The sequence below is a fragment of the Novipirellula rosea genome, assembly GCF_039541335.1.
Taxonomy (GTDB): domain Bacteria; phylum Planctomycetota; class Planctomycetia; order Pirellulales; family Pirellulaceae; genus Novipirellula; species Novipirellula rosea.
The window spans coordinates 24,499-50,527 of the sequence record NZ_BAABGA010000024.1; the positions used below are offsets into that span (position 1 = coordinate 24,499).

Annotated in this window: 18 protein-coding genes and 1 pseudogene; 8 read left to right on the forward strand and 11 right to left on the reverse strand. The window is 55.8% G+C overall.

Annotation, left to right across the window (positions count from 1 at the left end; genetic code table 11):
* Nucleotides 1-2: 2 nt before the first annotated feature.
* The gene (locus tag ABD971_RS09225; RefSeq protein WP_345321399.1) at nucleotides 3-1,070 is read right to left on the reverse strand and encodes a zinc-dependent alcohol dehydrogenase family protein; all 1,068 of its coding nucleotides are present in this window, start codon (nucleotides 1,068-1,070) and stop codon (nucleotides 3-5) included.
* A 181-nt stretch (nucleotides 1,071-1,251) separates the two neighbouring features.
* On the opposite strand from ABD971_RS09225, the gene ABD971_RS09230 reads away from it, so the two are divergent.
* Nucleotides 1,252-3,777: a cation:proton antiporter gene (locus ABD971_RS09230; RefSeq protein WP_345321401.1), complete on the forward strand. Its 2,526-nt coding sequence runs from the start codon at nucleotides 1,252-1,254 to the stop codon at nucleotides 3,775-3,777.
* A gap of 57 nt (nucleotides 3,778-3,834) precedes the next feature.
* Here the strand turns inward: ABD971_RS09230 and ABD971_RS09235 are convergent, their stop codons facing one another.
* From ABD971_RS09235 to ABD971_RS09245, 3 genes are all read right to left on the reverse strand, one after another.
* Entirely contained in the window at nucleotides 3,835-4,389 is a 555-nt protein-coding gene (locus ABD971_RS09235; protein WP_339942385.1) for a hypothetical protein, read from the reverse strand.
* Between the two features lie 261 nt (nucleotides 4,390-4,650).
* Nucleotides 4,651-5,244 carry a YeeE/YedE thiosulfate transporter family protein gene (locus ABD971_RS09240; RefSeq protein WP_345321403.1) on the reverse strand — a complete coding sequence of 198 codons (594 nt, stop codon included), beginning with the start codon at nucleotides 5,242-5,244 and terminating at the stop codon, nucleotides 4,651-4,653.
* Nucleotides 5,237-5,770 (reverse strand): YeeE/YedE family protein, encoded by a 534-nt coding sequence (locus ABD971_RS09245; RefSeq protein ID WP_345321405.1) that lies wholly within the window; start codon nucleotides 5,768-5,770, stop codon nucleotides 5,237-5,239. Before ABD971_RS09245 ends, ABD971_RS09240 begins: the two co-directional genes overlap by 8 nt.
* 219 nt (nucleotides 5,771-5,989) lie before the next feature.
* Between ABD971_RS09245 and ABD971_RS09250 the strand changes: the two genes are divergently transcribed.
* A complete protein-coding gene (locus ABD971_RS09250) occupies nucleotides 5,990-6,442 on the forward strand; it encodes a protein tyrosine phosphatase family protein (protein WP_339942388.1) in 453 nt (150 codons plus the stop codon).
* Between the two features lie 46 nt (nucleotides 6,443-6,488).
* A pseudogene (locus ABD971_RS36030) lies at nucleotides 6,489-7,148 on the forward strand (sulfite exporter TauE/SafE family protein); the annotation flags it as partial.
* A 143-nt stretch (nucleotides 7,149-7,291) separates the two neighbouring features.
* Here the strand turns inward: ABD971_RS36030 and ABD971_RS09260 are convergent.
* The 3 genes from ABD971_RS09260 to ABD971_RS09270 all read right to left on the reverse strand — a co-directional run bounded on the left by ABD971_RS09260 (nucleotide 7,292) and on the right by ABD971_RS09270 (nucleotide 12,523).
* Nucleotides 7,292-8,614, reverse strand: a complete 1,323-nt coding sequence (locus tag ABD971_RS09260; RefSeq protein WP_345321410.1) for an outer membrane protein assembly factor BamB family protein — start codon at nucleotides 8,612-8,614, stop codon at nucleotides 7,292-7,294.
* A 70-nt stretch (nucleotides 8,615-8,684) separates the two neighbouring features.
* A complete protein-coding gene (locus ABD971_RS09265) occupies nucleotides 8,685-11,144 on the reverse strand; it encodes a DUF1592 domain-containing protein (protein WP_345321613.1) in 2,460 nt (819 codons plus the stop codon).
* 83 nt (nucleotides 11,145-11,227) lie between these two features.
* Nucleotides 11,228-12,523 carry a DUF1552 domain-containing protein gene (locus ABD971_RS09270; protein ID WP_339942391.1) on the reverse strand — a complete coding sequence of 432 codons (1,296 nt, stop codon included), beginning with the start codon at nucleotides 12,521-12,523 and terminating at the stop codon, nucleotides 11,228-11,230.
* 523 nt (nucleotides 12,524-13,046) lie between these two features.
* Between ABD971_RS09270 and ABD971_RS09275 the strand changes: the two genes are divergently transcribed.
* From ABD971_RS09275 to ABD971_RS09295, 5 genes are all read left to right on the forward strand, one after another.
* On the forward strand, nucleotides 13,047-14,552 hold the full coding sequence (locus ABD971_RS09275; RefSeq protein WP_339942392.1) for an endonuclease/exonuclease/phosphatase family protein: 1,506 nt from the start codon (nucleotides 13,047-13,049) through the stop codon (nucleotides 14,550-14,552).
* A gap of 24 nt (nucleotides 14,553-14,576) precedes the next feature.
* Complete coding sequence (locus ABD971_RS09280) at nucleotides 14,577-16,184, forward strand: phospholipase D-like domain-containing protein (RefSeq protein WP_339942393.1); 1,608 nt, start codon at nucleotides 14,577-14,579, stop codon at nucleotides 16,182-16,184.
* Nucleotides 16,185-16,681: 497 nt separating this feature from the next.
* Nucleotides 16,682-17,953 carry a hypothetical protein gene (locus ABD971_RS09285; protein WP_345321413.1) on the forward strand — a complete coding sequence of 424 codons (1,272 nt, stop codon included), beginning with the start codon at nucleotides 16,682-16,684 and terminating at the stop codon, nucleotides 17,951-17,953.
* Between the two features lie 522 nt (nucleotides 17,954-18,475).
* Nucleotides 18,476-19,636 carry a C45 family autoproteolytic acyltransferase/hydrolase gene (locus ABD971_RS09290; protein ID WP_345321415.1) on the forward strand — a complete coding sequence of 387 codons (1,161 nt, stop codon included), beginning with the start codon at nucleotides 18,476-18,478 and terminating at the stop codon, nucleotides 19,634-19,636.
* Between the two features lie 15 nt (nucleotides 19,637-19,651).
* A complete protein-coding gene (locus tag ABD971_RS09295; protein ID WP_345321417.1) occupies nucleotides 19,652-21,040 on the forward strand; it encodes an aspartate aminotransferase family protein in 1,389 nt (462 codons plus the stop codon).
* Between the two features lie 153 nt (nucleotides 21,041-21,193).
* Here the strand turns inward: ABD971_RS09295 and ABD971_RS09300 are convergent, their stop codons facing one another.
* The 4 genes from ABD971_RS09300 to ABD971_RS09315 form a co-directional block, all read right to left on the reverse strand.
* Nucleotides 21,194-21,526, reverse strand: coding sequence for a zinc ribbon domain-containing protein YjdM (locus ABD971_RS09300; protein WP_339942397.1), 333 nt, complete (start codon nucleotides 21,524-21,526; stop codon nucleotides 21,194-21,196).
* 343 nt (nucleotides 21,527-21,869) lie between these two features.
* On the reverse strand, nucleotides 21,870-23,294 hold the full coding sequence (locus ABD971_RS09305) for a hypothetical protein (RefSeq protein ID WP_345321420.1): 1,425 nt from the start codon (nucleotides 23,292-23,294) through the stop codon (nucleotides 21,870-21,872).
* 231 nt (nucleotides 23,295-23,525) lie between these two features.
* Nucleotides 23,526-25,502, reverse strand: coding sequence for a protein-tyrosine phosphatase family protein (locus tag ABD971_RS09310; protein WP_345321422.1), 1,977 nt, complete (start codon nucleotides 25,500-25,502; stop codon nucleotides 23,526-23,528).
* Between the two features lie 149 nt (nucleotides 25,503-25,651).
* Nucleotides 25,652-25,960: a winged helix-turn-helix transcriptional regulator gene (locus tag ABD971_RS09315; protein WP_345321424.1), complete on the reverse strand. Its 309-nt coding sequence runs from the start codon at nucleotides 25,958-25,960 to the stop codon at nucleotides 25,652-25,654.
* Nucleotides 25,961-26,029: the final 69 nt, after the last annotated feature.

Consider the following 26,029-nt stretch of genomic DNA (forward strand, 5'->3'; position numbering starts at 1 on the left):
CCTCAATCAAATTGATTGATCACCGTGACGCCGGTGTTGGGATAGCGATCCATCGTGGTCAGCGCTTCGAGTGATTCTTCGAGCCGGATTGTTTTGCCCACCAACTTCTCGGGCTGCAGTTTGCCAGCGGTAATCATCGCCAACATTGCCGGATAGCGATGCGACTGCATGCCGTGGCTGCCCAGGATCTCGAGCTCGTTCGCAATCACTTGGTCCATCGGCACCGAGGGCTGTCGGTGTTCGCCCAACATCAGCCCGACTTGGATGTGTTTACCACGCTTTCTTAGATTGGCGATGGAGTTGAAACAGGTGGTCGGACTGCCCAACGCGTCGAGCGAAACATGCACCCCTCCGCGAGTGATGCTCTGCACTTGGGCAACGACGTCATCCACGACCGCCGCGTTCACCGTTTCGGCCGCTCCAATCGCTCGTGCAAAGTCGAGTTTCTCTTCGTGAATGTCGATTGCAATCACGTTCGCCCCCAATGCGTTGGCAATCATGATCGCAGACAACCCCACACCGCCGCAGCCATGAACCGCTACCCATTGCCCGCCGCTGAGTTGGCCTTGGTCGACGATGGCCCGAAATGCGGTTGCAAACCGGCACCCCAGACTGGCGGCAGTCACAAAATCGATCGCTTCGGGTAGTCTGACTAAATTGGCGTCGGCGTAGTCGATTGCGACGTACTGAGCAAATGATCCCCAGTGAGTGAAACCGGGTTGAAATTGCCGTTCACACACTTGGTGTTCGCCCGCAGCACACTCAGCACACGTGCCACAACCACACACAAACGGCACGGTCACTCGGTCGCCGACTTGCCAACGGCCGACGTGGCGGCCAACCGCTTCGATCACCCCGGCCAACTCATGCCCAGGGACATGCGGCAAACGAATATCGGGATCGTGCCCCATCCATCCGTGCCAATCGCTGCGGCACAGCCCCGTTGCTGCGACCCGGATCACCACTCCGTGATCTGAAGGCGTCGGGTCCGCCACAGTTTCAATGGTCAATGGAGAGGCGAATTCGCTATAGATCGCTGCCCTCATGCTGGCTCTCGCTTTTTGATTCACGTTTGAAATCGGGGTGTGGTTCGAGCGTTGTTTTAGCGAAACAAGCCCGCCCGCGTGAGCCCAATGCCGTCTGCTTTGGCACGCATCGGTTGCCTGCACCTTTGCTACAATGCGGTCGACGCATCGGTTTTTTCGGTGTGAACACCGTCGCCGAGTGTCGCGGTTCGCTGCGGTGAAAAACATGATGCCTTCGACTTTGTCGTCTTATCTCGTGCTTGCTTCCTCCCAGACCTCTTCGGGCGGCGGGCATGGAGTCACCGAACAGGTCGCGGTAATTTTCGCTCTTTTGCTGCTCGCGGCTGCTGTACTCGCGATCTGCAATCGGTGGAAGTTGCCATTCACCGTGATGCTCGTCATGATCGGATTGACGTTGGCATTAATCAGCAAGCATGTGCCCACGCTTCGCTTGTTGGCCGAGTACACAATCTCGCCCGACGTGATCTTGTTCGTCTTTCTGCCCACGCTGGTTTTCGAGTCGGCATACAACTTGGAAGTTCGGCAACTTCAAAAGAATCTGCTACCCGTGCTGATGTTGGCCATCCCGGGGCTGCTGCTATCGACGTTGATTATCGGCGGCATCGTCGCATTGTTGACGGAGATTCCCTTGGCCGCGGCACTGCTGCTCGGTTCGATCCTCAGCGCGACGGACCCCGTCGCCGTGATCGCATTATTTAAACAGCTCGGTGCCCCTAAACGGCTGACTGTCCTGGTCGAGGGAGAAAGTCTTTTTAATGATGCAACGTCGATTGTCGTCGCTGGGATCCTGTTGAGCGTCGCGACGGAGGGGTTCAGCGGCGAAGCTGCACTGTACGGGTTGGCACAATTCTTTGGGGTGTTCTTCGGGGGGATCTTCGTTGGCATGCTACTTGGCTGGGTGTTTGGGCAGTTGTTGCAACGCGTCCGCGCCAACTCGGACATCGAAATATCGTTGACGATGGTTTTAGCGTACGGTTCGTTCCTGATCGCCGAACATTACCTGCACGTCAGCGGAGTGATGGCGACATTGGTCGCGGGGCTGATGATGGGCAGCTGGGGACGCACCAAAATCTCGCCCGAAGTCGGCGGCTTTATGCACCATTTCTGGGAGTACATGGCGTTCGTTTGCAATGCCTTGATCTTCCTGTTAGTCGGATTGAGCGTGGATTTGAGTGACCTTTACAACGCGATCGGCGTGCTAGTGGTCGTGCTGGTCGCGATGCAAATTTCGCGAGCAGTCGTGATCTTTGGACTTGTGCCGCTGACTGGCAAGTTCTCGCAGACGGTCAGCAAGGCGTACCAAATCGTGATGGATTGGGGCGGATTGCGAGGTGCGATCGCGTTGGCGATCGTGCTGTACCTGCCCGACAGTTTTCCCTACAAATCGCAATTCACTGCGATCGTGATGGGCGCGGTGCTGTTCACCTTGATTGTCCAGGCGACGACAATCGGCCGACTGGTGCGAACGCTTGGGCTGGATCAACCCAGTGCCGCCGACAAGCTGGCCAGAATCGAGGGACAGATTACTGCCAAGCACAATGCGCTCAGGCGAGTTCCCGAATTGCAGGCCGGTGGCTTCTTCTCCTCCGTCATCGCGAGTCGGCTTCAGGATCGCCTCCTCCGCGAACTCGATGAACTGACAACCGAACGCGAAAAATTGCGGGCACAGGAACTTAGTCGCGAAGAAGAGCGAGCGGTGGTCTATCTTCGCTGCTTCGGACTGGAACGAAAACTGTACTTTGACATGTTCACCAAACGCCATTTGGCCGAGCGAGTTTATCGCGACTTGGCCTTCTCATTAGAGTTGTGCAGCGAATCGATGCGGTATCAGGGCGAGTTGCCCAAAGCGACGATTTACGACCCCAAGCGTCAGGCGATACGTCAGAAAGTGACTCAAATGATGCAGCGTATCCCGCTGGCACGCCGGTGGGCGAGCCAGATTGGCGTCGCTCGCACCAGCGGCGAATATGCCCGCGCGTGGGGACGTTATCAGGGATGCGACCAAGTGCTCGCTCACTTGGACAAGATTGCAAAACAAGAGGATCGGTCGGTGGTCGAAGAGGTTCGCCGCCGTTACCAAGCATGGCAAGCGTCGGCGAAATCGCGAATCGATGCGGTGGCCGAACAGTTCCCCGAATTCGTCCAACTGATGCAGGAACAACTTGGGGAACGACTGGTGTCGCAAGCACAACGCGAGGTCATCCAGTGCGAAAACATCGCTGGCACCATCCCCGATGGGATCGCCGGCGAAATTATCGAGAACCTGCGGCAACACGTCGGCCAACTCGACGCCAAAACGCTCAATGCACAATTGCACGTTGATCCCAGTGAGTTGTTACGCAAAGTTCCGTTCTTTGAACAGACGCCGCCCGAGGAGTTCAATCGCGTGGCCAGCAAGCTGCGCGAGCACACGGTGCCTTCGGGACAAGACATCATCTGCGAAGGCCAGGCCGGCGATTCACTGTTCTTAATCGCCCGTGGCGTGGTACGGGTTGTCAAAGACGTTAACGGCGAGTCGAAACAGCTGAACACGTTGGTGGCAGGACAGTTTTTCGGTGAATTGGCGTTGTTGTTGCGTGAACCCCGCTCCGCCACCTGTCGCGCGGTGACGCCCTGTGCCCTGTATGAACTTCGCCGTGTGGACTTGGACGCCGTGCGGAGTGCATGCCCTGCGATTCAGCAATCGCTCGAAGAGGTCGCTCGAGAACGCCACGGTCGCGACGGAAAGTAGCGGCACGGCAGTGGGGACCCAGTCAGCGCCGGGGTACCAGAGACCACAACGCAACCGTCACCGATCCGTTGGCGCTTCGGAAGGGAGTTCGCTGGGCGGACTGGCCGGTTGCGAGACGACACTGACGGTCGAGGCGTCGACTGGTTTTGCTGGGCCGTGCGATGCGTAGGCTTGCACCAACACCACTCCGATCACGACCGCCAACGTGCCAATGTACTGCATTGGATGGGCCGAAAGCAGTTCTTGCTTCATCCACAGTCCGATCGCGACCGATACAAGCGTCGCTCCGCCGAACACAATTGGCATGACCAGATCCGGAGCCCGGCTTTTAAACAACGCCAACGTGAGTGTCAATGCTCCAAAAGCGCCGAGTGATCCGGCGATAAATCCCCAACGAACGGTCACCGGGGCGAAATGAAAATTGTCTTTGGTCGCAAGGATGCCCACTATTCCGCCGAGAATTCCAATCAATAGGTAGGCGACACCGATCAAAATAAAGGGTTTGAAGGGACTCTGCCCTGACACACGCGACGTTTGTAGTGCGGGGCCGTACATGCCCCAAAACAGACCCGTCAGCAGAGCGAAAACAATGCCGTAAACTTTCGGACTCATAGTGACTCGGAGCGGTGATAGGGGGGGAATGCAGCGAGTGGATGGCATGCGGATTAGGCAGGTGTGCCAGACGACGTCATTGTCTCAATTGTTTCCCCCGCAGGGAATACGGCGTGAACGACCCGAAGCGTGGATGCGGTGAAAGATCCAACATACGGGGGTCTGCAACAAAGTTGCCCGGCACAGGCCGATGCGCCCGTGCAGTCGTTTCGTTCACCAGAACGTGCTCTACGTTCTGATGACGATCGCTACCGCTTAATATCACGCACGCACTTGCTTACCGCGGCCGGTCGGTTGGGGGCGTGGCCTCGGCGTCGGATTGTGTCTCAGCCGAGCGAAGAAGAATGCGGCCAACGCCACTGCCACCAGCCCTGCGATCCAGAGCCACGGCGAGGTGCCGGTCCACTGCGGGATCGTGATCTTGCCCGCCTCGCCCCAGGCTTTGGCAAACGCAGAGAGCTGGGGATAGAATCCGACAAACAGTGCGGCTCCGAACAACATTCCCACGACGCCAACCATCGCGTCTCGGCGTCCTTCACCGCAAGCGGCGACGCTGGTTCCGGGGCAGTATCCGAACAGCGACATGCCTGCGCCGAAACAAGCACCGCCAACGAGGATGCCGGCCCAGGCAAGCGGTTTGATGTGCAGCGACACCGCTTCGGTCGGTAGCAACGCGTAGATCCCGATCGACCCAACCACCACCGCCGTTCCCATGATCTTGACCACGGTCCAGTCACGGAACAGGAATTGACCAAGGATGACGTGATATTTTGCGACGCGTCCCTTTTGAAGCAATATGCCGAACACGACTCCGGTGATCAGCCCAAGAGCAAGTTTCCAGATTGGATCAAACATCTTCGCTAGTCCTCCGGCCGTAAAGTAGAAATGCAGTAAGGATGGCAACCGTGAAAAACGTGATGCTGAAGATCCAGCTCGAGGCGGCAAGCTGCAGACTTCCACTGATTCCGTGACCACTGGTGCAACCTTGTGCTAACCGAGCACCGAACATCATCAAGCCGGCGGCAAAGAATGCGACACTCAACCGAAGTGCGGCGCTGTTGCCGAACCGGCGCTGCCACATCGCGGGGATCACGACCGGTTCGCGATCTCCTGATGAGAACGAACTGAGCAGGCTTCCGAGCAGCACGCCAACCACCAACATCCATTCCCAGCCGATTTTTGGCGAGTGGTCTTGATAGTAGGAATTCGACTCAGCGAATTGCGGAGCCACCGCCTCCATCCCGAGAGCCACCGTGTGTTCAAACGCGGTCGTGATTCCCAGCGGATGGTTGGCACTCCAGAAAGCGAACCAACTGAGCACGCCAATCCCGGCCCCAACGAGATAAGGTGACCAGGCGTGCTTTGCTAACGGATTTTTCATCGCAGCTACCCTGAATTGTGGATGTCAATATTGAAGCGTCCTGTCCTGCATGCCGCACACAGAGGGACGTTGATGTGTGCTGTCAAATGAGAAAATGAACCTGCAACTTCTGTTCCGAATCCCATCGACTTGGGGGGCACCCAAGCTGTTACCGGTATCGCATTTGCTACGGGTTACTCTCCTCTAGCTAATTTCACTTAAAACGTAAAAGGAAACCCAATGTCCCAGCGGATGAAAATAAGCGACGAAATCACCGTAGGTCCCCAGCCATCGGCAGACGAAATTGAGAAAATCGCAGCAGAGGGATTTGCTTCATTGATCAATTTCCGAACAGCGGGGGAGGATGATCAACCATTGTCGCCCGACGCCGAGCAACAGAAGGTCGAAGCGAATGGGTTAAAGTATCTGCACATTCCGGTATCGATGCAGGATATGTCACCCGAGGTAGTCGATCGGTTTCGCGAAAAATTCAGCGAACTGCCCAAGCCGGTCTTCGCACACTGTCAATCCGGAAAGCGGGCAGGCGCGATGGTCATGATGCACATGGCCGCCGAGCAAGGGATGACGGGAGAACAGACGCTCACGCAGGCTAAGAAGATGGGGTTTGAATGCGATCAGCCTCAGTTGGAGCAGTTCGTCAAAACCTACGTCGATTCCCGCAGTGCTCGGTGACCCCGCCGCCGCCAGCAACCGTCTTTTCTCGTGACCGAGGCCGATAATGGATTCGCTTCTATTCGCCCTGATTCTGGCGGTGCTTGTTGGGATCACGCTCGGCAGCTTTGGGGCGGGCGGTTCGATTTTGACGCTCCCTGTTTTAACGTTCGTGCTCGGCGTCCCGGTCGGGCAAGCTGTGGTGATGTCGATGGTCGTGGTGGGAGGGTCCAGTTTGCCGGCGGCAGCACGCTATTGGCAACAAGGCAGTTTTCATACGCGGGCGGCGATCTTGTTATCGGTCACAGGAGCGCCGGGAGCCTATCTCGGTTCGTTCCTTACTGAACTGGTTTCCGAGCGAACGCTGTTGCTGATCTTCGCCGCGATCATGCTGGCGGCTGGGGTCGCAATGGTGCGGGGGCGAGCCGAACAATCGCATCGCGACCGTCGTTGCCGCGTCTGGCCTTGTTTGTTGATTGGGGCGGCCGTCGGAGTGCTGACTGGCTTTCTCGGTGTGGGCGGCGGTTTTCTGATCGTGCCGGCATTGGTGCTGTTCGCTGGCATCGACGCAAAACGCGCCGTCGGAACGTCGCTGGCAATCATCACGTTAAACACACTGGCGGGACTCGCCGGGCAATTGCGTTCGATAAGCATCGACTGGGGGATCACCCTCGCCTTTCTTGGACTCGCGTTTCTCGGCATGCTGGTTGGGGTGGTTCTTGGCGAGCGGCTGCCAGCCGACCGAATCCGCACCGCATTTGGTTGGTTCGTGATCCTGCTGGCAGTGGTTATTGGTGGGCTCGCGATAAGCAAGTCGCCCGAGGACGACCCGGCGTCCGTGGCGATCAAGCGAGCGCTACAGCCAAGCTTTTACTCTAGCGAAGGCCTCGCGATACACCACAACGCCTCGTCGGTGCGAATCAGGATGTCGTTGCCGGCAACAACGACCGAAGCGTTCGTCTTTTCGTCAAGCGAATTCGTCGCGAGTTGCTTGAATTCTTTAGGATCGGGTTTGAAAACCGTCGTCGTGCCAGACTTGGTCAGCAAGAACATGCGGCCGTCACCGGTTTGCGTAATGCTGGACCACGTGCCTCCGCCATCGGTGCGTTTCTTCCAAAGCTCTTCTCCCGTTTGAACATCGAAACAACTCAGCACGCCATTCATGTTGCAGATGTAGATCGATCCGTTGTCGGCAACCCCGGTCCCCAACCAGCCTTGATCTTTGGATTTATGCCAGATCCGGTGCGTCGATGTCACGTCCCCACGACCGCCCGCCCGGACCGCCAGCGATGCGCCGCCATAGCTTCCCAAGGCGACGACCACGCCGTCGGATTCCATCGGCGAGGCGTACGCCAAAGGTCCCGTCCCGCCACAAGTCCAAAGTTGCTCGCCGGTCGATGGATCAAAGGCACTGACGCGGCGCGACAACGCGGCAACCAATTCGAAGTGACCATCGACCTCAACCAAGATTGGCGTGTTCCAGGCACCTCGCAGTCGTTCACTTCGAGGTTTGTTGCTGCCAAAATCGTTGGCATTGCCGTCATTCTCGGGGCCGCTGAGAGCGCGTTCGGCATTGTCATCCAGTGCGTCCACCTGCCAGCGTGTTTCGCCAGTGGTCTTGTCCACGGCGATCAGGAATTCGTTGTTCCCCGGCCCGAACAACAGGATGCACAAATCGTCATACAGAATCGGCGAGGACCCGTAGCCCCACATATGCTGCTGCGTGCCAAGGTCGCGTCGCCACAGTTCGTTGCCATCGACATCCCAGCAAACCAGCCCGGCGGACCCAAACCAAGCGATCACGTGTTTCCCATCAGTGACCGGCGACGCCGAACAATAGGGATTGGTTTTGTGCGATGTTTCCGGTTTGTCGTACCGGACGCTCCGACGCCAAACCTCGCGACCGGTCTCTCGATCCACGCAGAACAGACTCCGCTGGTTGGTTTCCGAAAGCGGCTGAGTGAAAAACACGCGGTCTTCCCACACGACCGGGGTTGAGTTGCCCGCTTCTGGCAACTCGATCCGCCACTTTACGTTCTGGTCCGGCCCCCACTCGCTCACGACACCATCGGCCGAGGTGATGCCCGATCCCGCTGGTCCTCGCCACTGGGGCCAATTCGAGTCGGCTGCAGATGATGCTGAAACCAAGCTCACGAAACAGAAGGCCATCGCTACGTAACAGGCCGTTTTCATAGTGATTCCTGGAACATGAGGGGATTTGAAGAAGGACGGTAGTGGATCTTGTCAATTAATTTTTTGGGACTCAGCGCGACCGGAAAATCTCGCTGGTCAGCGTCTCGGTTACCATGGTTTGCAGTCCGTAGTCAGCCGCTTTGACGCGGATCAAAATATCATCGATCTCGTACTGGTCCGTTCGCTCCATGTGGCGTCCCGACGCGTACGTGAGCAGTTTCTCGATCAGATTGCGAGCAAACAGATCGCGGCGACTTTCCAAAAGCACCTTTTTGAAACCAGGAAAGTCTTTGTAGGTTTCACCCGAAGGCAATTTTCCCGACGGATCCACCTTCGCCGTCGATCCTTTGCCTTTAGCCTTGGGGTATCTCTCTCGCCAACGTCCGATGGGGTCAAACGTTTCAAGTGCATACCCAAGCGGGTCAATGTTTCGATGACACACGTAGCACGCTTTGTCCTGACTGTGTTTCGTTAGCTTCTCGCGGATCGTGGTCGCTCCGCTCACATCGGCATCAATCGCAGGTACCTCGTCCGGCGGCGGTGGCGGCGTGATCCCAAGGATATTTTCCAGAACCCATACGCCGCGTGTCACCGGAGAAGTGTCGACGCCGTTGGCGCTGACTGTTAGTACACCGGCCATTCCCAGCACGCCGCCACGCTGGTTGTTCTTCGCAAGGCTGACTCGCTGAAATCCGTCGGCCAGACGGAGCGTGTCTCGCTCAGGTAATCCGTACAGCGTTGCCAATTTTTTGTCGACGAAAGTGTAGTCCGCATCGAGAAAATCGATCACCGATCCGTTCTCGTCGAGCAGATTCCGGAAGAACAGACGTGCTTCCTGCTTCATCGACTCCGGCAAGTTTTGGGCGTAATATTCCCAGGCGGCATTGCGAGGCGGTGGCAGATTGCCGATATCTCGCAGGTTTAGCCAACTATCGAGAAAGCCATTGATGAATTCGTTGGATCGGTCATCGCCGAGCAGACGGACAATCTGTTTTTTCAGTTCGTCCGTCTCGGTCAAGCGGCCGGATTGGGCGGCAGCGAATAGTTCATCATCCGGTGGGGCCGCCCACAGGGCGTAGGAAAGTCGTGAGGCAAGATCGAAGGGGCGTAACTTGGTCTCGTCTTCGGGAGTGATTTCGCTGAGGTACAAAAACGACGGCGAGCAAAGGATCATCTTCAGCGTATCCAGGGCGGCCTGACGTGGGCTGGCTTTTTCGGACAATCGTTTCCGATAGATCGCCTCGATCCGTGTGCGATCCGATGGGTCCAGCGGACGACGGTACGCGCGTTGGCCAAAGGCAAACAACTGCTCGATCGCTCGGTCTTCCTGAAAACCCTGTTCTCCGAAAACAGCTTGTTCCTCTTTGCCTCCTGCGGTTTCCGGCAGCGGCCCTCGGACCTTGATCTCTCCGATCTTGATATGAGGCAGCGCTCCTTCGCGAAGCAGCGATGTGCGGCTGACACCGACCTTCGGACTCTTGAACTCATCCTTGTATCGCTTATTCGTTTCGATCACCGACGCCCGTGATTCGTACGGGCCGTTTGGGAAAATGAATCGAGGTGTTTGTCCAGCTTCGAGCCAGACGCGGAAACTCAACCATTCGGGCTTTTCATCCGGTACGATCGCGGTGGCGAGAATCGGTTCGATCGCCTGAGGATAATGGATGTGTCCTTTGGTGGCGTCGCCGGGAACGACGGCCAGTTGAAAGGGTTCCGAAAAATCGATGCGGAAGATCTTCGGGTCGTAATGCGTGTCGCGATGCATCGCTTGCGCATGAACTTCGATGTTGTAAAGTCCCGACACCGGCACGCCCTCTAAGAAATCTTCGATGTGTCCGTAGCCGCCTTGCCGCGTATCCGTATTGGGTTGTTCGTACAGACACAGGTACTCGAATTTGAACACGCTGCGGTGGGCACCACTGAGTTCTTCGTACTGTTGGAAATTGTCGGTAAAGTGCCACGACTTGGGCTTCATCGTGGGTTTGCCAAGACGCGTCTCCACCAGCCGCGAAGCCGCGTGCAAGTACTGGTCCAGCAGAAAGCCCGACGTCACCAGCGACTCACCAATCGTATCCATGTGCTGGCTGGTGTTTTCCTTGGGGAAATCCGCGGTCAGCCCGAGTGTGTCGACACGACGATCGAATAGAGTCGCCAGCGTGTTTTCATATTCGCGGTTGGACAGCCGACGCATCACAGTGCGGCCACCCGAACTTTTGAAATTTTCGCGAGCTTCCGCGATGCTGTTTCGCAATGTACTTAGCAGCGCTAGTCGTTGCTCGTCGCTCGGTTGATCTGCATCCTCGGGCGGCATCATCTTTAAGGTCACCGAATCGATGATTTCATCAGCAGTGATCAATTGCTGCTCGGATGTGATCGGCAGCTCGAACGACTCGAACTCGCGTTCGCCTTCGGCCGAGCCGGTGTCATGGCACTGCAGGCAATACTGGCCCATGAAATTTGCCACCACAGTGCTGGCTTTTGCAGCAGCACTGTTTTCGGACGCCGTTTCCGCTGCGGCGGTATCGGCCATCGCGGCAAGAGCGAAACTGATAACCCCGACGGCGCAAAACGCCCCGCGTCGGACTGACTCACAGAGATACATAGTGATCGCGTTTACGAGAGGGTGCCGGTGCTGGTTCCGAACGAGTCCTTTTGGACACCCATCCGTTGGGCAATGTCGACGAACAAATTACACAGCGGGACATTGCCCGAGCGTTTGGAACCGACTTTCTTGAACTCGCCGCGGCCGTAACCACCGCCCGCCATCAAGATCGGCAGGTCCGTGTTGGTGTGCGAGCTGCCGTTGCCCATTCCGCTGCCGAACAGCACCGCGGTCGATTCGAGCAAGCTCTGGTCGCCGTCCTGGATTCCTGCAAGCCGTGTCAAGAACTTTCCAAATTGTTCCAACTGATACGACTCGAGTGTAATCAGATGCGCGATCGTTTCCTCGTCATTGCCGTGATGCGAGAGACTGTGATAGGACTTGTCGATCCCGAGGTTCTGTGGCAGGAAGCTGCCACCGATTTCCAACGTGGCGATTCGCGTCGAATCGGTTTGCAGCGCCAACGCGATCAACTCGTACAGCATCGGCAGGTCATCGACGGTGTTCGTGTCGGCCGGTTTGTCAAACGGGGCATCCGGTTTGGGTTGGTCCGCCCAGCGGCGGCGGACTTCGAGCCGTTTTTCGACGTCGCGAATCGAGCTGAAGTATTCGTCAAGTTTAGCTTTGTCCTCTTGATTGACTCGCTTGGAAAGAGAACCCGCTTCTTCGCGGATCGAATCGAGAATCGAAGCTTCCACCGCAGTGGATTTGACTTTCTGAGCACGCCGTTCTTTTGATTCAGTGACAAACAATTTGTCGAATAGTTCGGCGGGGCCTGTGATCGGTGGGACGCGGACGCCCGATTTGGTCCACGACATTTGGCATCCACCATGGATGCCTCCTTCGGACCCCACGGTCAGCGATGCGAACCGCGTTTGCCCTCCTACCTCATCGGCCAGGAATTGGTCGATGGTGACGTTGCCATCGGGGCGATGCTTCGATTCGTGGTGCAGCACGCCTGACAGAAACGTGTGCACGGCGAAATGGCCTCCCCGCAAACCGTGATCAAGGCCACGGTAGATCGTGATCTGGTCCCGGTTTGCCTCTAGCGGCTTCAGCAGCGTGGTCTGTTCAAATTCCTTACCGGTGGTTTCCGGAAAAAAATGCTTCTGCTGAAATCCAAGCAAGTTGCCCACCGCAACGAAGCGGCGAGCACCGACACCCGCGCCGTGGGTCGCTCGAACAGCCGAGTTGCTACCGACCGACTCGGCCCTCAGTGACGAAAGTCCAGGCAGAGCGAGCGATCCGGCAACCGAGCGGAGAACGAAACGCCTGCGATCTAGATTTTTTTTGTTTAGTTTTGACATGCTGCCATTCTATCCAAAATTGGAACGCAATCCAACGTCAGCGAGAAGACGTTGTGAATCCGTGTATTTGAGCGACCGCAAGCTTCGCCCGCTATAGGAAAAACAGGCGTTTACGCGTGCGTCGCAGCGATTGGAACCCCCTCCTCTATAGAATAGAGACGATATCGTTTATCGAGGCTCTGTCGCACGAGTCTTCCGAGGCCCGACAGGCAGGAGTCTGCGAGCCAGTGCGTTCTCGATTCGATTCCGGGTAACGATTAATCCGATTGGTCGGCGTGAGACTCTTCGGAGGTCTTTGCCGCGGGGTAGAATGAGGCCAAAAACGAAAGGAACTCGTTTTTTCGTCGCAGCAATATTGAAATGTTACTCATCTTTTTGAAGTTTGTCGGTCAGCGACTGTACGCAATCTATATTCATAGAGAGCGCGAAGTTCGACAGGGATTGTTTGGGGGCCGGGGATTCATTTTTTTATGAAGAATGTTGGCACGGGACGCTTTTAAGACTCGGAGCTTTGAGTACGCAAATGCAGCATATTAGAATTGAATACACTGAGAACATTATCTCACGCACCATTCAGGGTGCGTGGCAGGAAATGTCATTTGTGGTGCGCGTCGATAATCTTTCTTACCAAAAGCACGTGGCGATCCACTGGTGCGGTGAGGAGGGTGAGTGGCATATCGATGAAGCGTCCTACCGCTGCACATTGCCCGATGGAAGTGAGTTGTGGTACGCCTGTATACGTCGCCCTCTGACGTCAGAGCATTCGCTGCCAGGCAACATTCGTTACTCGGTCAGTTACGAGTGTGCGGGGCGAACATTCTGGGACAACAATCATGGACGTGATTATAAGGTTGATGCTGATTCGGGAGTGATTGTCTATCGTGATGTGCCCATTCAGCATCTGTTCTATGATCCGGTGTTACAGGGAGGCAAAGTCTCGCTGTCCATCGACTCTGCGGTTCGATCTTCGCTCCACGCCAAGAATGTGCGGATTCACTGGTCAACCGATAAATGGAAGACGAGCCATGTGACGCGTTGTTTCAAACGACCGAATCACTGGGACCTGGTTCGCGGCAGTGTCGCACGGAATCCCAACCGGTATGGCTGGGAGATCTGGACGGGACGCTTGCCGATACATCATTCGTATCGAGTTGAATATGCGATTGAATCGGAGACGGATCATGGAGTGGTCTGGGACAACTGCCATGGTGCGAATTATCAGTCGCGGCGAAGTACGCTTCGCGTGCTGACGCTGAACCTGCACTGTTACCAGGAAAACGATCAAGAATACAAATTCAAGCAGATTGCTCAGGCGATCCAGGACTTTCAAATTGATCTGGTGTGTCTTCAAGAAGTGGCTGAGAACTGGAACGATGGCAACGGCGACTGGGCTTCCAACGCAGCGCGGCGGATCAATTCGTTTCTGCCGTTTCCGTATCACTTGCACACCGATTATTCGCATCTAGGGTTCGATCGATTTCGCGAAGGCGTTGCGATTCTGAGTCGTCATGAATTTTCGGCAACGGATTCCGGATATGTTTCGGACAGCCAGGATATCTATGACATTCATGCACGACGCGTTGTTATGGCGCAGGTTCATGTTCCGTATTTCGGCCCGGTGAACCTGTTCAGTGCTCATCTCAGTTGGCCCGAGGATGGTTTCTATCCGCAGTTTGATCGCACCCGTCAATGGGCCGATGAGCGTCACGACGAGAATGTGGCGGCGACGCTGATTTGCGGTGATTTCAATATTAAAGCTGGTTCAGGGGCTTATTGCCACATCGTGAATTCCAGCGAGTATGAGGATCAGTATCTCAAGACGGTAAATCGACCCGCATTTGACCAAGTTTACTGCGACCGTGTTCAGGATATTGAAGGTGCGATCGGTCATGATGGCCGGATCGATTACATCTTTCTCAAAAAAGGATCTCGGGTGCAATCGATAAACGGCCTGGAGCTGTTTACCGACCATTCCTACGGTCGCGTGTCGGATCATACCGGTTATTACGTAGAATTTGAACTAACATAACGTCATTGAAAAACAGAAGAATTTATGAGTTCATATTTTGCAGAACGATATGCAAAGCCGGTCCATGCGAGGCTGGAGACGCCGTATGCGCGCAGGAACGATTTTGACGATCTGTTCTATCTGCGACGCGGAACACTGGTGTTTGATGTGGACTGGGGAGTCGATCTCAATATCAAAGTGATCGTCAAGGTGTTTCACGAGGATGGTAGTCATGAACAATATATCGCTCATACCGATCCCATCAATGTGCAGGGAGACAAACATCAACGCGTGACGCGTGATATTTTTATTCACATGCAATCGATGCATCAGGGACGCGTTACCTGTGTGAAGTTCTCCTACATTTTGCACCACGAATTCAGGTCGGTGCCGTCGGAATATGAATACATCTTTATGGATGGACCGCATATCGAATTGCAGGGCGAGCAGAACCGAGCTGTCTCGCCACAATGGCGGACCCGCAACGAATACAGAACGGTCGAACTGAATGATCGGCTGTTGCAGAATGACGTGGACTGGATCAACCACAACTACCAGTCATTGAACCTTATTCCCAAGTTCACAAAAGGTCAGACGTGGCATCCGTACCACCCCAAACGATTCATTCATGATCACATTGATAAGGTGATTTGGAAGAAGCAAACGGATCCGTCGGGACTGCACTCGATCAAAGTGTGCGTCGACTGCATTGATGACAAAGATTTTTGCAACCATCTACTTTACGCTCATCAGTGCGGGGTTTTGGTGCAGGTCATCGTGGATTGGCGCAAGATGACGCTGACGAACAGTAAGAACTACCTCAAACTGAAGCGGTCCGGTATCGAACTGCTGGGCGAAATCTGCACCACCTGTGATCCGTTGGCGGAAGTGGCCACGGACATGCACAACAAGTTCATCATTTTCGACGACGAAGACTGTATCATTGGCTCGTTCAACATCACGTTTGATCAGTGGGGAGCCAACTGGGAGTCAGGAATGACTTTCCACACCAAGGGGATGTGTCGGCTGCTGGACAATATCTTTCAGTCGATCCGTGGGGGAGTGATTCAGCGGTACGGAATTGATCCACGTAGCCCGTTTAATCTCTACTACACCTTTGGACGCACTGCCATGCTCAATGGCAAGTATTATCGTCCACATCACGCGATCTTCTCAGAAATCAACCGAGCGCAACATTCGATCGATCTTTGCTTGTTTCTGATTGGTGAATTGCGAGGTGAACATGGTGATAGTGTGATCGATGCCCTCATTCATGCGCATCATCGCGGTGTGAAAGTGCGCGCGATCTTCAACGGACATTTGGCGTGGCAAGGTGATATTCGCAAGCCACGAACGATGGAGAAGGAATTCAGTCGTCATCTGTTGCCAGCCGTCCAGCGACTCAAGGATGCCGGCATTCCGATTGCACTGGTGTACGGTATCTTCGACAGACCGATCCCGTATTCGCCGATTCATTCGAAACAGTGCGTGATTGATCGTCGCATCGTCATCGACGGCAGCTTCAATTGGTACAACACCTCCGTTCTGTCACACGACCTGCTCGTCGTTGTCAATAACGAAGAAGTCGCAGAACACTACCTGCACGAAGCGCAGCAGATTCTCGATACCTTCCGCGTGTTCTGGTTGAATTAAAGCAATTTGACAACGGACCTGGGCTTCACAGTGACAGTGTATCATTGCGGTGGATTTCGAGGCGACACCCTTCTGGTGTCACGGCAAATTTTCATCTCGCAAACATGTAGCCGCACCCCAGCGATTCGCCGGTCCTTCATTCGGCTATCAGAATCGCTTGATGTCCGCTGATTTTATGAGGAAGTGACTGGCACCCCGCCACAGCACCCCGCCTGCACACGGGACAGACGAAGAATGGATGCTCTTGTGGCCGACCACGGATTTGGTGGCAAGTGCGGGGCGGTCATTCAGTGTCATCGCGAGACTGGATTAGATGACATAGAATGCGCGGGACCGTGAATACGAAGGAACAATGCCGAGACCACCCAATGGAGAAAACTACTAGGTGGCACGCGCGTGCGGGACGGCAAAACTTCGTGGACGTCCAATGGCTTGAATCGCGACTCGCTGCGACTCGCTGCGACTCGCTGCGACTCGCAAAAACAGAAGGAATAAGAATGGCATCAAGTAACAAGAAGGTGCGCAAGGATCAAAAGAAGCGGGATCGTCAGAAGCGGGCAATCGCAAAAGAAAAACGTCGTCAAGTCCGATCCGCGGCTGAACCGTCGAACCAGGACGCACAGTTCGCCGATTCGCCAAGCGACGAACTGTTCAGCAATTTCAAGAAAGACGCACCCGATAAAGAGGCGGCTAATCCTGCAATCGAACAGTGGTGGGATCGTTTCCATGATGTCGATGGGCCACAGCGTGTGTCCATGCTGAAAGAACAACTCCATGCTGATTTAGACAAGGAGTGGCGTGAGTCTCTTTTTCCGGATGCCATTTTCGAGGCAGAGCAGGGTACCGATTCGAGCGACTATGTTTCGTTGCTTGAAACGTTGGCTGTGGAGCATCGCCAAATTTACGATCTTGGATTGTTGTGGTTTCTGAAAAGCCGAGTCGACCACTACCTTTTGGTTGGCGATGACGACAAGATCGTAACCGCGGTGAAACAAGATGCTGCGGCGTTGAGCGAAACCAACGAGGCGTATTTCGGTATAGTGTCGACGCTTCGATTGGCCGGCATGGCTGGCTCCGCGGATACTTTGGCAGCGGCTGGCATGCGTGTCATGGACACCAGCGATCTGATGCCCTGGGCTATCAACGAAATGTTCCACTTTTTCCAGGACTCGCAAGTCCGTCAGTGCGTGCACGATGGCGGTGACGCTAAGGCGATCGCGCGGCTCGAGTCCATTCTTGAAGAACACGACGCGAACATGGATGCCGACGCCGTACAGCTGCGAGCCGAGATGATTCGGCGTTTGACTGGAGAGACAAAAACCAAATGGGTGCGAAATCAACTGCTGGGAACGAGCAAGCAAACGCGTGTGAACTGCTATTTGCTGTGCTTTGAGTTTTCACATTGGCTGATCGCCCAGCGAGACATCCCCCCCGTCGCTGCCGATGAACTTCGCGGCTTTGTGCTGCAAACTCTCTCTGGCGACGGGATCTCGATGCGGTCCTACCTCGACGGCATTTCGAAAACTGCACTGGAAAAACAGCTTGTTAGTGAGTTGGGATTCATGTCGCTCGATCGATTCAAGGCCCCTGCGACACTGATCGCGGTAGAACACTTTGTGATGTTTCTTAGTGAAGCTGAACTTGTCAGCACAAAGTCGCTCAGCCGCACGCGCGACGTGATTGCGGCACTCGATGCACAGCTGCGTCAAGTCCTGAATCAGGAGTGGCGTTTCTTCAGCTTCCTCGATCGCTTGCGGACTCCTGCTTAACACTCCGTTATGAATTGGCCGTCATGAATAGGCCGTCATGAATAGGCCATCATGAATAGGGCGGTAGGAAAATGCGAAGCTTGCAAACAGCAAAGTCCAGGGGGACATCTCGTATCGCTAGTCAGCCGGCTCGTTGCAGCAACCATCCGGCTCACGCCGTGAACGCTACCAACGAAGATGGCCCTAGGTTTACTTCGTCGTCTCGCAGAAGGTCGGACGTATTACCGGCGGCTACCAAACGATCTGTTTTAAAATCCGTCGCATTATGGCGACCGCACCCTCGCGGCGCTATTGCCGCGGACGTGGACTTGAGTGAATATATGACCGCAGGGGATTTGCAATGTGGAACGATGTTCTAAATTGTTTCGCACCCTGAACCAGCTGTGTTGGCGGAACACTTGGAGACATTTGTTCTACAATAGGCGGCGGTAGCTACTACCGATCGATGCGTTTGGATGTTTCGTCGTCTTTTATCATTGTCTCGTGCAGCTGTTGGCCCTTTTCGGTCAGGAACACTGTCCAATGCCTTCCATTGAAATGCTGAGAATTGACGGCGATGCCGCCGCGATGGGCCACGCCCACGGCACCGCGTTTCGCAGCGAGATTCAATTGCTAACGCAAGAGCGTATGCGGCTCTGCTATGACCGTTTCTGGATCGGCGAAGGGAGCGAGGCGGTTAACCCCGAGACGTTGGCCGAAGCTTGTTGGGAACAACAACAGCGGTACGATGACCTGACCACCGCTGAACTAGAAGCCATCGCCCGTGCCGCCGACGTGCCTGCCCGCGATCTACTGGTGACCGGCGGCTTCACTGACTTTGTCGACGCCCTACGCGGCGGCGCGGCGGGTGGTGCGAAGAACCAGACGCCACTCGAAGATCCAGGCCAATGCACTGCCGTGTTGGTCGCCGCCAATTCCGCTGCGGACGGTCGACCATTATTGGCGCAAACTTGGGACATGCATCCCACGGCCACACCGTATATCCGCGTACTGGACCTGCGGTCGACCGATCAACCCGCGGCCATCGTGTTCACCGTGACGGGATGCCCGGTCATGATTGGGGTGAACGAACACGGTTTGGCGATCGGAATCAACAACATGGTGACCGCGGACGGTCGTCCCGGTGTGATGTGGACCAGCGTCGTCCGCCGCATGCTTCGTGCTCGCAACGCCGACGAGGCACTCGCACTATTGAAAGTGGCGCCAGTCGCTGGTGCACACCACTACCTGCTGCTGGATGCGGAAAGCACCGGTTACAGTGTTGAACGTTCGCCCACGCGACTCGCCGTGCGGACTTTAGAGTCGACGCTTGCCCACACCAACCATTGCCTGGACTCGGAATTGATCTCGATCGAGCCGCCTCGTGGTGACGCGCCAGCCTACAGCACACGCAACCGGCTGCGAACGGCCGAAGAATGGCTCGAGGCGCATCCGGCCGATTGCTCGCGACGCGGCCTGTGGCAACTGTTAAACCGTTTCGATGAAAGCGATCCCTTGGGCTCGATCTGCCACGGCCCGCAGCCGGGCTATGATGTCGAGACCGGGGGCGCTGTGGTGATCTCTCCTCGTGACGCGGCAATGGATGCGGTCTGGGGACAAGGCGATGTCCACAACGATGCGGATCGAATCGCACCGCAGACTTTTAAAGTGTTCAGCCCCTCTGGAATGCCCACAACTTACTGATTGAGAGCGTCAGCTATGTCCAATACCGATACCGCAAACTCGACCATTCGGATCAACGGCCCCCTGCCTGGCCCACGCGCCCAGGCGATCCTCGAGCGGCGCGACGCGACCACCGTACGCGGTCTGTACCGTTCTTGTCCGATCGTCGCTGACCGCGCCGCGGGCGCCACGGTGACGGACGTGGACGGTAACGTCTTCATCGACTTGGCTGGCGGTATCGGCGCTCTGAATGCCGGTCACTGTCCACCCGAAGTCACCGCTGCGATCCATGGCCAAGTCGATCGGCTGCTGCACTTGTGCAACATCGTCGGCACGTATGAATCGATGGTACAGCTAAACGAAAAACTGCACGAAATCGTGCCCATCCGCGGTCCGAAAAAAACGCTGCTCTGCAACTCCGGTGTCGAAGCCGGCGAGAACGCGGTAAAGATTGCCCGCTACGCCACCGGCCGCCAAGGGATCATCGTCTTTGAAGGTGCCTTTCATGGACGCAGCCTGTTGGGCATGACCATGACCAGCAAGTATGATTTGTACAAACGAGGCTTCGGCCCGTTTGCAAGCGAGATTTATCGTGTGCCATTCCCCTACGAGTACCGCGAAAAGCCCGCTGGAATGAGCACCGAAGATTTCTGCGAACATCGGATTAGCGATCTGAAGAAGGCGTTGGTGGCGCAGATCGATCCGACCAGTGTGGCGGCGGTCATTATCGAGCCGGTGCAGGGTGAGGGCGGTTTCATTCCCGCGCCGCCTGAATACATTCGGGCTTTACGCGAACTCACTGCCCAACATGGCATCCTGTTAGCCAGCGACGAAGTCCAGACGGGTTTCGGCCGCACCGGAAAAATGTTTGCCATCGAGCACACGCCTGGGTGCGGGACCGAGTGGGATGTGGACATGGTGATCATGGCCAAGAGCATCGGCTCAGGACTGCCGATTGCAGCGGTCACTGGCAAGGCCGAAGTGATGGACAAGCCTCACGTCGGCGGGCTGGGATCCACTTATGGTGGCAACCCTGTGGCTTGCGCAGGCGCCGTGGCGACGATCGACTATCTACGTGAACATCACTTGGCCGATCGGGCCAACGAGATCGGCGGGGTCTGCCAAGACTACTTCCGACGCTGGCAAACGAAGCACGACGTGATCGGCGACGTGCGATGCAGCGGTGCGATGTGTGCAATTGAGTTTGTCAAGGATCGCGAGACGAAAGAGCCCAATGCCGTGCTGCCGCCGCTGATTGTCGAAGAGGCATTCCAGCGCGGCCTGATCATGATCCGGGCTGGTCTCTACGGTTCGTGCATCCGCTCGCTGGTACCCCTGGTGATCACGGACGCGCAGCTACACGAGGCCATGCAGGCACTCGGAGCGGCGGTCGACGCAGCGGTACAGCGTGCCGCTGCGGCCTAAGTCATCTCGTAATTACTGCAGTGGACGTGGCCACCAGGTTCCACCCTGTTTCGATTCTCGATCCCAGGCACGAGTCCTGGGAACAATGTATCGGGCTTCTGGAAACAAGATGTCGGGGAAGATGGTTGATGCCGCCGCACAAAGGCGAGAGCATCAGGCCTTCTTGACGAACTCGGATTTCAGCGACATCGCGCCGATGCCATCGATCTTGCAATCGATATCGTGATCGCCGTCGACAATGCGGATGTTCTTGACTTTCGTGCCGACTTTGACCACGCCGCCATTGAACTTCAAGTCTTTGATGACGACGATGGCGTCGCCGTTTTCAAGCACGTTGCCATTGGCATCGCGAGTCGCAGCGTCCTCAGCGGCAGCTGCTTCGTCGGCCGGTGACCACTCGTGGGCACAGCTCGGGCAGACGAGTAGTGGTCCATCCTCGTAGGTGTATTCCCCGTCGCATTGGGGGCAGTTGGGTAGATCGCTCATAAAACATTTGCCAAGTTTGGGTAAAAGTGAGCTGCGATTGTCGCAGATGAGCGTGCGTTGAAAAGGTGACATGCAAAAGCGCATCGACGTCGCACGTTACTGGGTGACGTGCGAACGCTTTAGTTCGAGTTCGAGCCGACGTCCTCTTTTGTCCGCGATCTACCGAACGGCGGCCCGACGCTAGCGCGATAGACTCACGAAATGGGACCGTCGACTGAGGTCTGCATTTCTAGGTAGACGAGAAGGAGTTTGAATCTGACATTGTCTTTTTTGCCCAGTCGAGGCACGACGGGGTGTCCTTGACGTCAGTCGCTCAGGCTGAGATTCAATCACGCCTCGACGATCAGACGCGTGAGAGCATGTTTTTGATTGCACCGGTTAGCATCGGATCGACGCCGGCAGCGCAGTGGGCGACGCTGACAGCGTAACCGCCCTGAGGGTACGCCGCTGCGGTTGGAATGTACCACGGCCCACCATCGGAATAGGCGGCGCAAGCCACGAAGCGATCGGGCGCCGATGCCTGGGCTCGCAACTGATACTCGACAAAGCTTTCTGACGGTAGATGCAGTAATGAAATGTCATTCACATGCATACAACTGAGCGTGATTGGCAGCCTCGCCTTCATCCGGCGAATCCAGGCGACGGTATAAGAGGGCCGGTTTCGGTTCACCACGCTTTGCTTGCTGTCACTGATCTGACGCATCAAAGCCTGTTCGTCAAAGCTCCGGTTGACCGGCGGCAAGATGTCGTGGGTTTCCCAGCGTACCGATTCGATGGATTGTCGATCCAATTTTTCTTCCGAGGCGACGATTCCGGCGAGCATTCGCGCGGTTAGGACGACCCGCATCTCCTTGGACCCGTCGTTGTACTTGCCCGCCCCGATGTTTCCACCACAACCGTTAAAGTACAAGTGCGTGCAGTCCGGTTCCTGTTGTTGACGCTGTTTACGAGCTAAACCACAAAAATCGGCGCTCACGCGTCCATCGCCGTAATAGCTCATCGGGTGACAGGCGTAGTAATGACACGCCGCGAGTTTTCGGCCTTGGTTGTAAAAGGCAATCGTCTTGAGCATCGGATCGATCACGCCTTCGGGCAGTGCATGATGCTCTGGATTCCGCGAACTGCTGCCGCGTTGAGAGATCACTTTGCCGTTATCTCCTATAATTCGTCGATTGCCTGCTACCTTTTCGACTTTTGCTTCGCCATGAGCGATATGGGTCACCGGTGTGGTTTGCTGCAGAGCTTGGCGGACGGCGCTGCGACCGGCATCGAGACAGCGGAGAAAAAACTCACGCTCGACGATGTGTGGCAGATCCCCCTGAGCCAACACAATCTCTTCCGAATCCAGACAAGCAAACGGGGCATTATGCTGGTGCACACAATGAACTGTGACTCGGTCGATTGTGGTTCCTGCCGCCTCCGCCAACGCTTGTCGCCATTGCAGGTGGGCGGAATTGAGTAGCCCCGTCCAATCAACAACACAGACCACAATCGGTTTTCCGGATCCGAGCAACACATAGCCGATCGCTTCGAGCGGATCGTCGATCCCGACAACGGGCTTGATCCAGCCTCCGCATAGCGAGTGACCCAGCGGCGGTGTGACATCAAACCGAAATGTGCCGAGGTGTAGGTTCCCACCGCGAGTCTCCGCCAGCGTCTGGGAAAGCGCCGATGAAGTCGCCAGCCCGCTGGCGAACGTCGCTGCGGTCGCTGTTGATGCCGCAATAAATTCGCGACGATCGAGATTTCGAGGTTGCTTTGTGTTCATAACAGGGGATCGGTGAGAGATTGTGGTGGGAGTGGTCGTGGTGGGATGTTCGTTGTCGCAGCAACGCGTGCTACTACGATCGTATATGATACCGTCTTATCAGCACGCTGACCTACTTGGACGAATCCGCCGAGGGCTATTTTCACGACACGGCGTTTGCCAAAGGGGAGCAATGCGAATGACAAACCGAGCCAAACTCGGCGCGATCACGTTGCCGCAAGCCACCAGCGTTTAGGTGGTCAAGTCGATTGGTTTGGACTGACGTTCCACTTCGTATGCCGAGCTGAGCGGTTGGGCGACGACGCCACCGAATCGAGCTTCGCTGACAACGACCGGGCGTCCGTGGATCAAACAAATCACCGAGCGACATTCCTGTGGCGGTGAATCTGCGTCGTCGGCATATCCATAGCAAAACCCTCCAGAAAAGCTGACGTTGGCAAATTGCAGTCGGCGGCCATGGGCGTCTTCGGCCAGCGACAAACATTCATTGCAGATGTACCACGGATAGCGGAGAAACACGCGTTGCTTCGCTCCGCAAACAGGACAATGGTGATCGGGCAAGCTTTCGGAATCCGGCTGCCCCTGCGAGCTCGGATCGCTACGTTGCTGCGAGAAAGAATTCACAAGCTTTTGCACCGATGCGTTGGATGATCGGTAACTGACGACTTTAACATCCAGGTCAAACGAGTCAAATTGTCGGCAGGCCCGCTCGATGGCCGACAATATCCACGGTTCACGATTACCAAATGCACCGCCGCCAAGCAGAGTCAAGTACACGGTGTTGTTGCCGGATCGATCCGCATTGATGATGGCCGCAGCGAGTGTCGCTTCATAGGCGGCATCGAGAATCAGCCGCGCCAACCGTTCCCACTGAGTGTCGGCAAGACGACTGTAGGCGACGGGCATCGCGGAGCAATAAATTTGGGAAACTAAATGAGTGCACCCTGTGAGTGTGACTTGGGTGTTCCACTGAACTCCCACTTTCAATTTCGCTCGCAGCGCATCGAGATCGGTTTCGGAAAAATGTTCTAGCGCTGCGTTGATTTCCTTCAGCCCTGCGGACGACGGTAATGCATAGCCGTTTCGCATCGTCCACAATCGATTGTTGGCATTGCCGAGCGATTTGCCGAAGTCATCAAGACAGTCGATTTGAACGTTCTGCGATTGTCCGACTTGGTCCTCTAGCGGCACAAAGTAGTTGCGGAAGATGGTTCCCGCGCCGCATGCAATTGCACAGGCGGGGCCTTGAGTATGGTCGTGCTCGTAGATTCCGATCCCTTGTTCCGGAGTCACGCTTGGTGAAACCATTTCGAGCAGATTGAATTGCGAAGCGACTTGAAACATCGCTCCCGCGTTGGTCGGGTCGGCGTGCAACTCGCTCGCATCCCCCACCAATTCGTCCAGTTTTAATCGCCCGCCGGGCTGGCTAACTCGGCGCGACCGTTCCCGCAATTCGGCGAGCGAAACGACTTCCAGGCGTCCCGATTGAAACGTTTTTCCGTTGACCTTCGATGTCAATCGACCGTCGTGCACCGAGATAAACTGTTGGACTTCGGCAGGAGATCGCTCTGAAAAGCCAACCAGTTTGGTAAACCAATCGTTTCGATGGGCCGGTGGAAAGGTTGTTTCCCCTGAGGAGCGAGGCTCGGATTCATGCCAATTCAAGACAAACTGGCGTTGAGTTTCGTTTTCGGGTGCGGGACGCGACGAACGCTCGACATCCGCTTTTCGCAATTTTTGTAAGACATCGAAAACATTCTGTTCGGTGGCGTAGCCGTGTCGTAGCAGCCAACAACAAACGACGGTGCCGGTCCGCCCGATACCACCAAAGCAGTGAACGTAAACCGGTCGCCCCAATTCGATGGATTGGTCGATGGTATCGAGTATTTCCACCATCTGCGTTTTTGTGGTGATATGCTGGTCGACGATCGGAAAACGCAGGCATTCGACGCGTTCATTGCTGTCGGCTGCGATCCGTTGCAGCACATCAACGTAGGGCGTGAACGGCTGGCCGGTGTTGTTGGTTTCGTTTTCCTCCATCAGACTGATAAACGTGCGGATTCCCGAGTGCAGCAGCCCGTGCAGTCGCTGGTAATTTGCCGCTGCATCGGGTTTTCCTGCGTAGGCGCCTGCAAGGAACTTGCCTGCCACAACCCAATACGTTCGCGGAAGAGGCGTTGCCAACTTGGGAATCGGAAATGATGGCATGGCGATGTCTGCAAAGAGAGGAAAAGAAACGCAACGAGATGAAATGAGGGAACGACAAAATATGGGGCTCAAGGCGCTGTCGTCCAGGGCGCTGTCGTTCAGGACGTTGGCCATCGATGGTCGGGCTGATCCCGTCGCAATGCAAAGCGTTATGTCTTTACGCGTGCATGCCGATGAAGTTCGTCCACTTCGTCGATGATCTCGAGTAACCGTCGACCAAAAGCCGTCAACGTGTATTCGACTCGCGGTGGAATCTCCGGATAACTCGTCTTCTCGACAACCCCATGTTCGACGAGTCGCTTGAGTCGCTCGGAAAGGACTTTCGCTGTCATTCCATCGACGGAGCGTTCCAATTGCCCCGGTCGCTGAATGCCACCATGAATTTGCCGGAGCAGCGCTACCATGTAGCGGCATCCTAAGCATTTCTCGAAGACTTCGGTGACGTCTCGCTCGCTCATCTCTCTTAGATTCCTACACGAAAGTAAGTACCGCACAAATTTGTGCCCGGTTGATCCTGTTTCTCGATC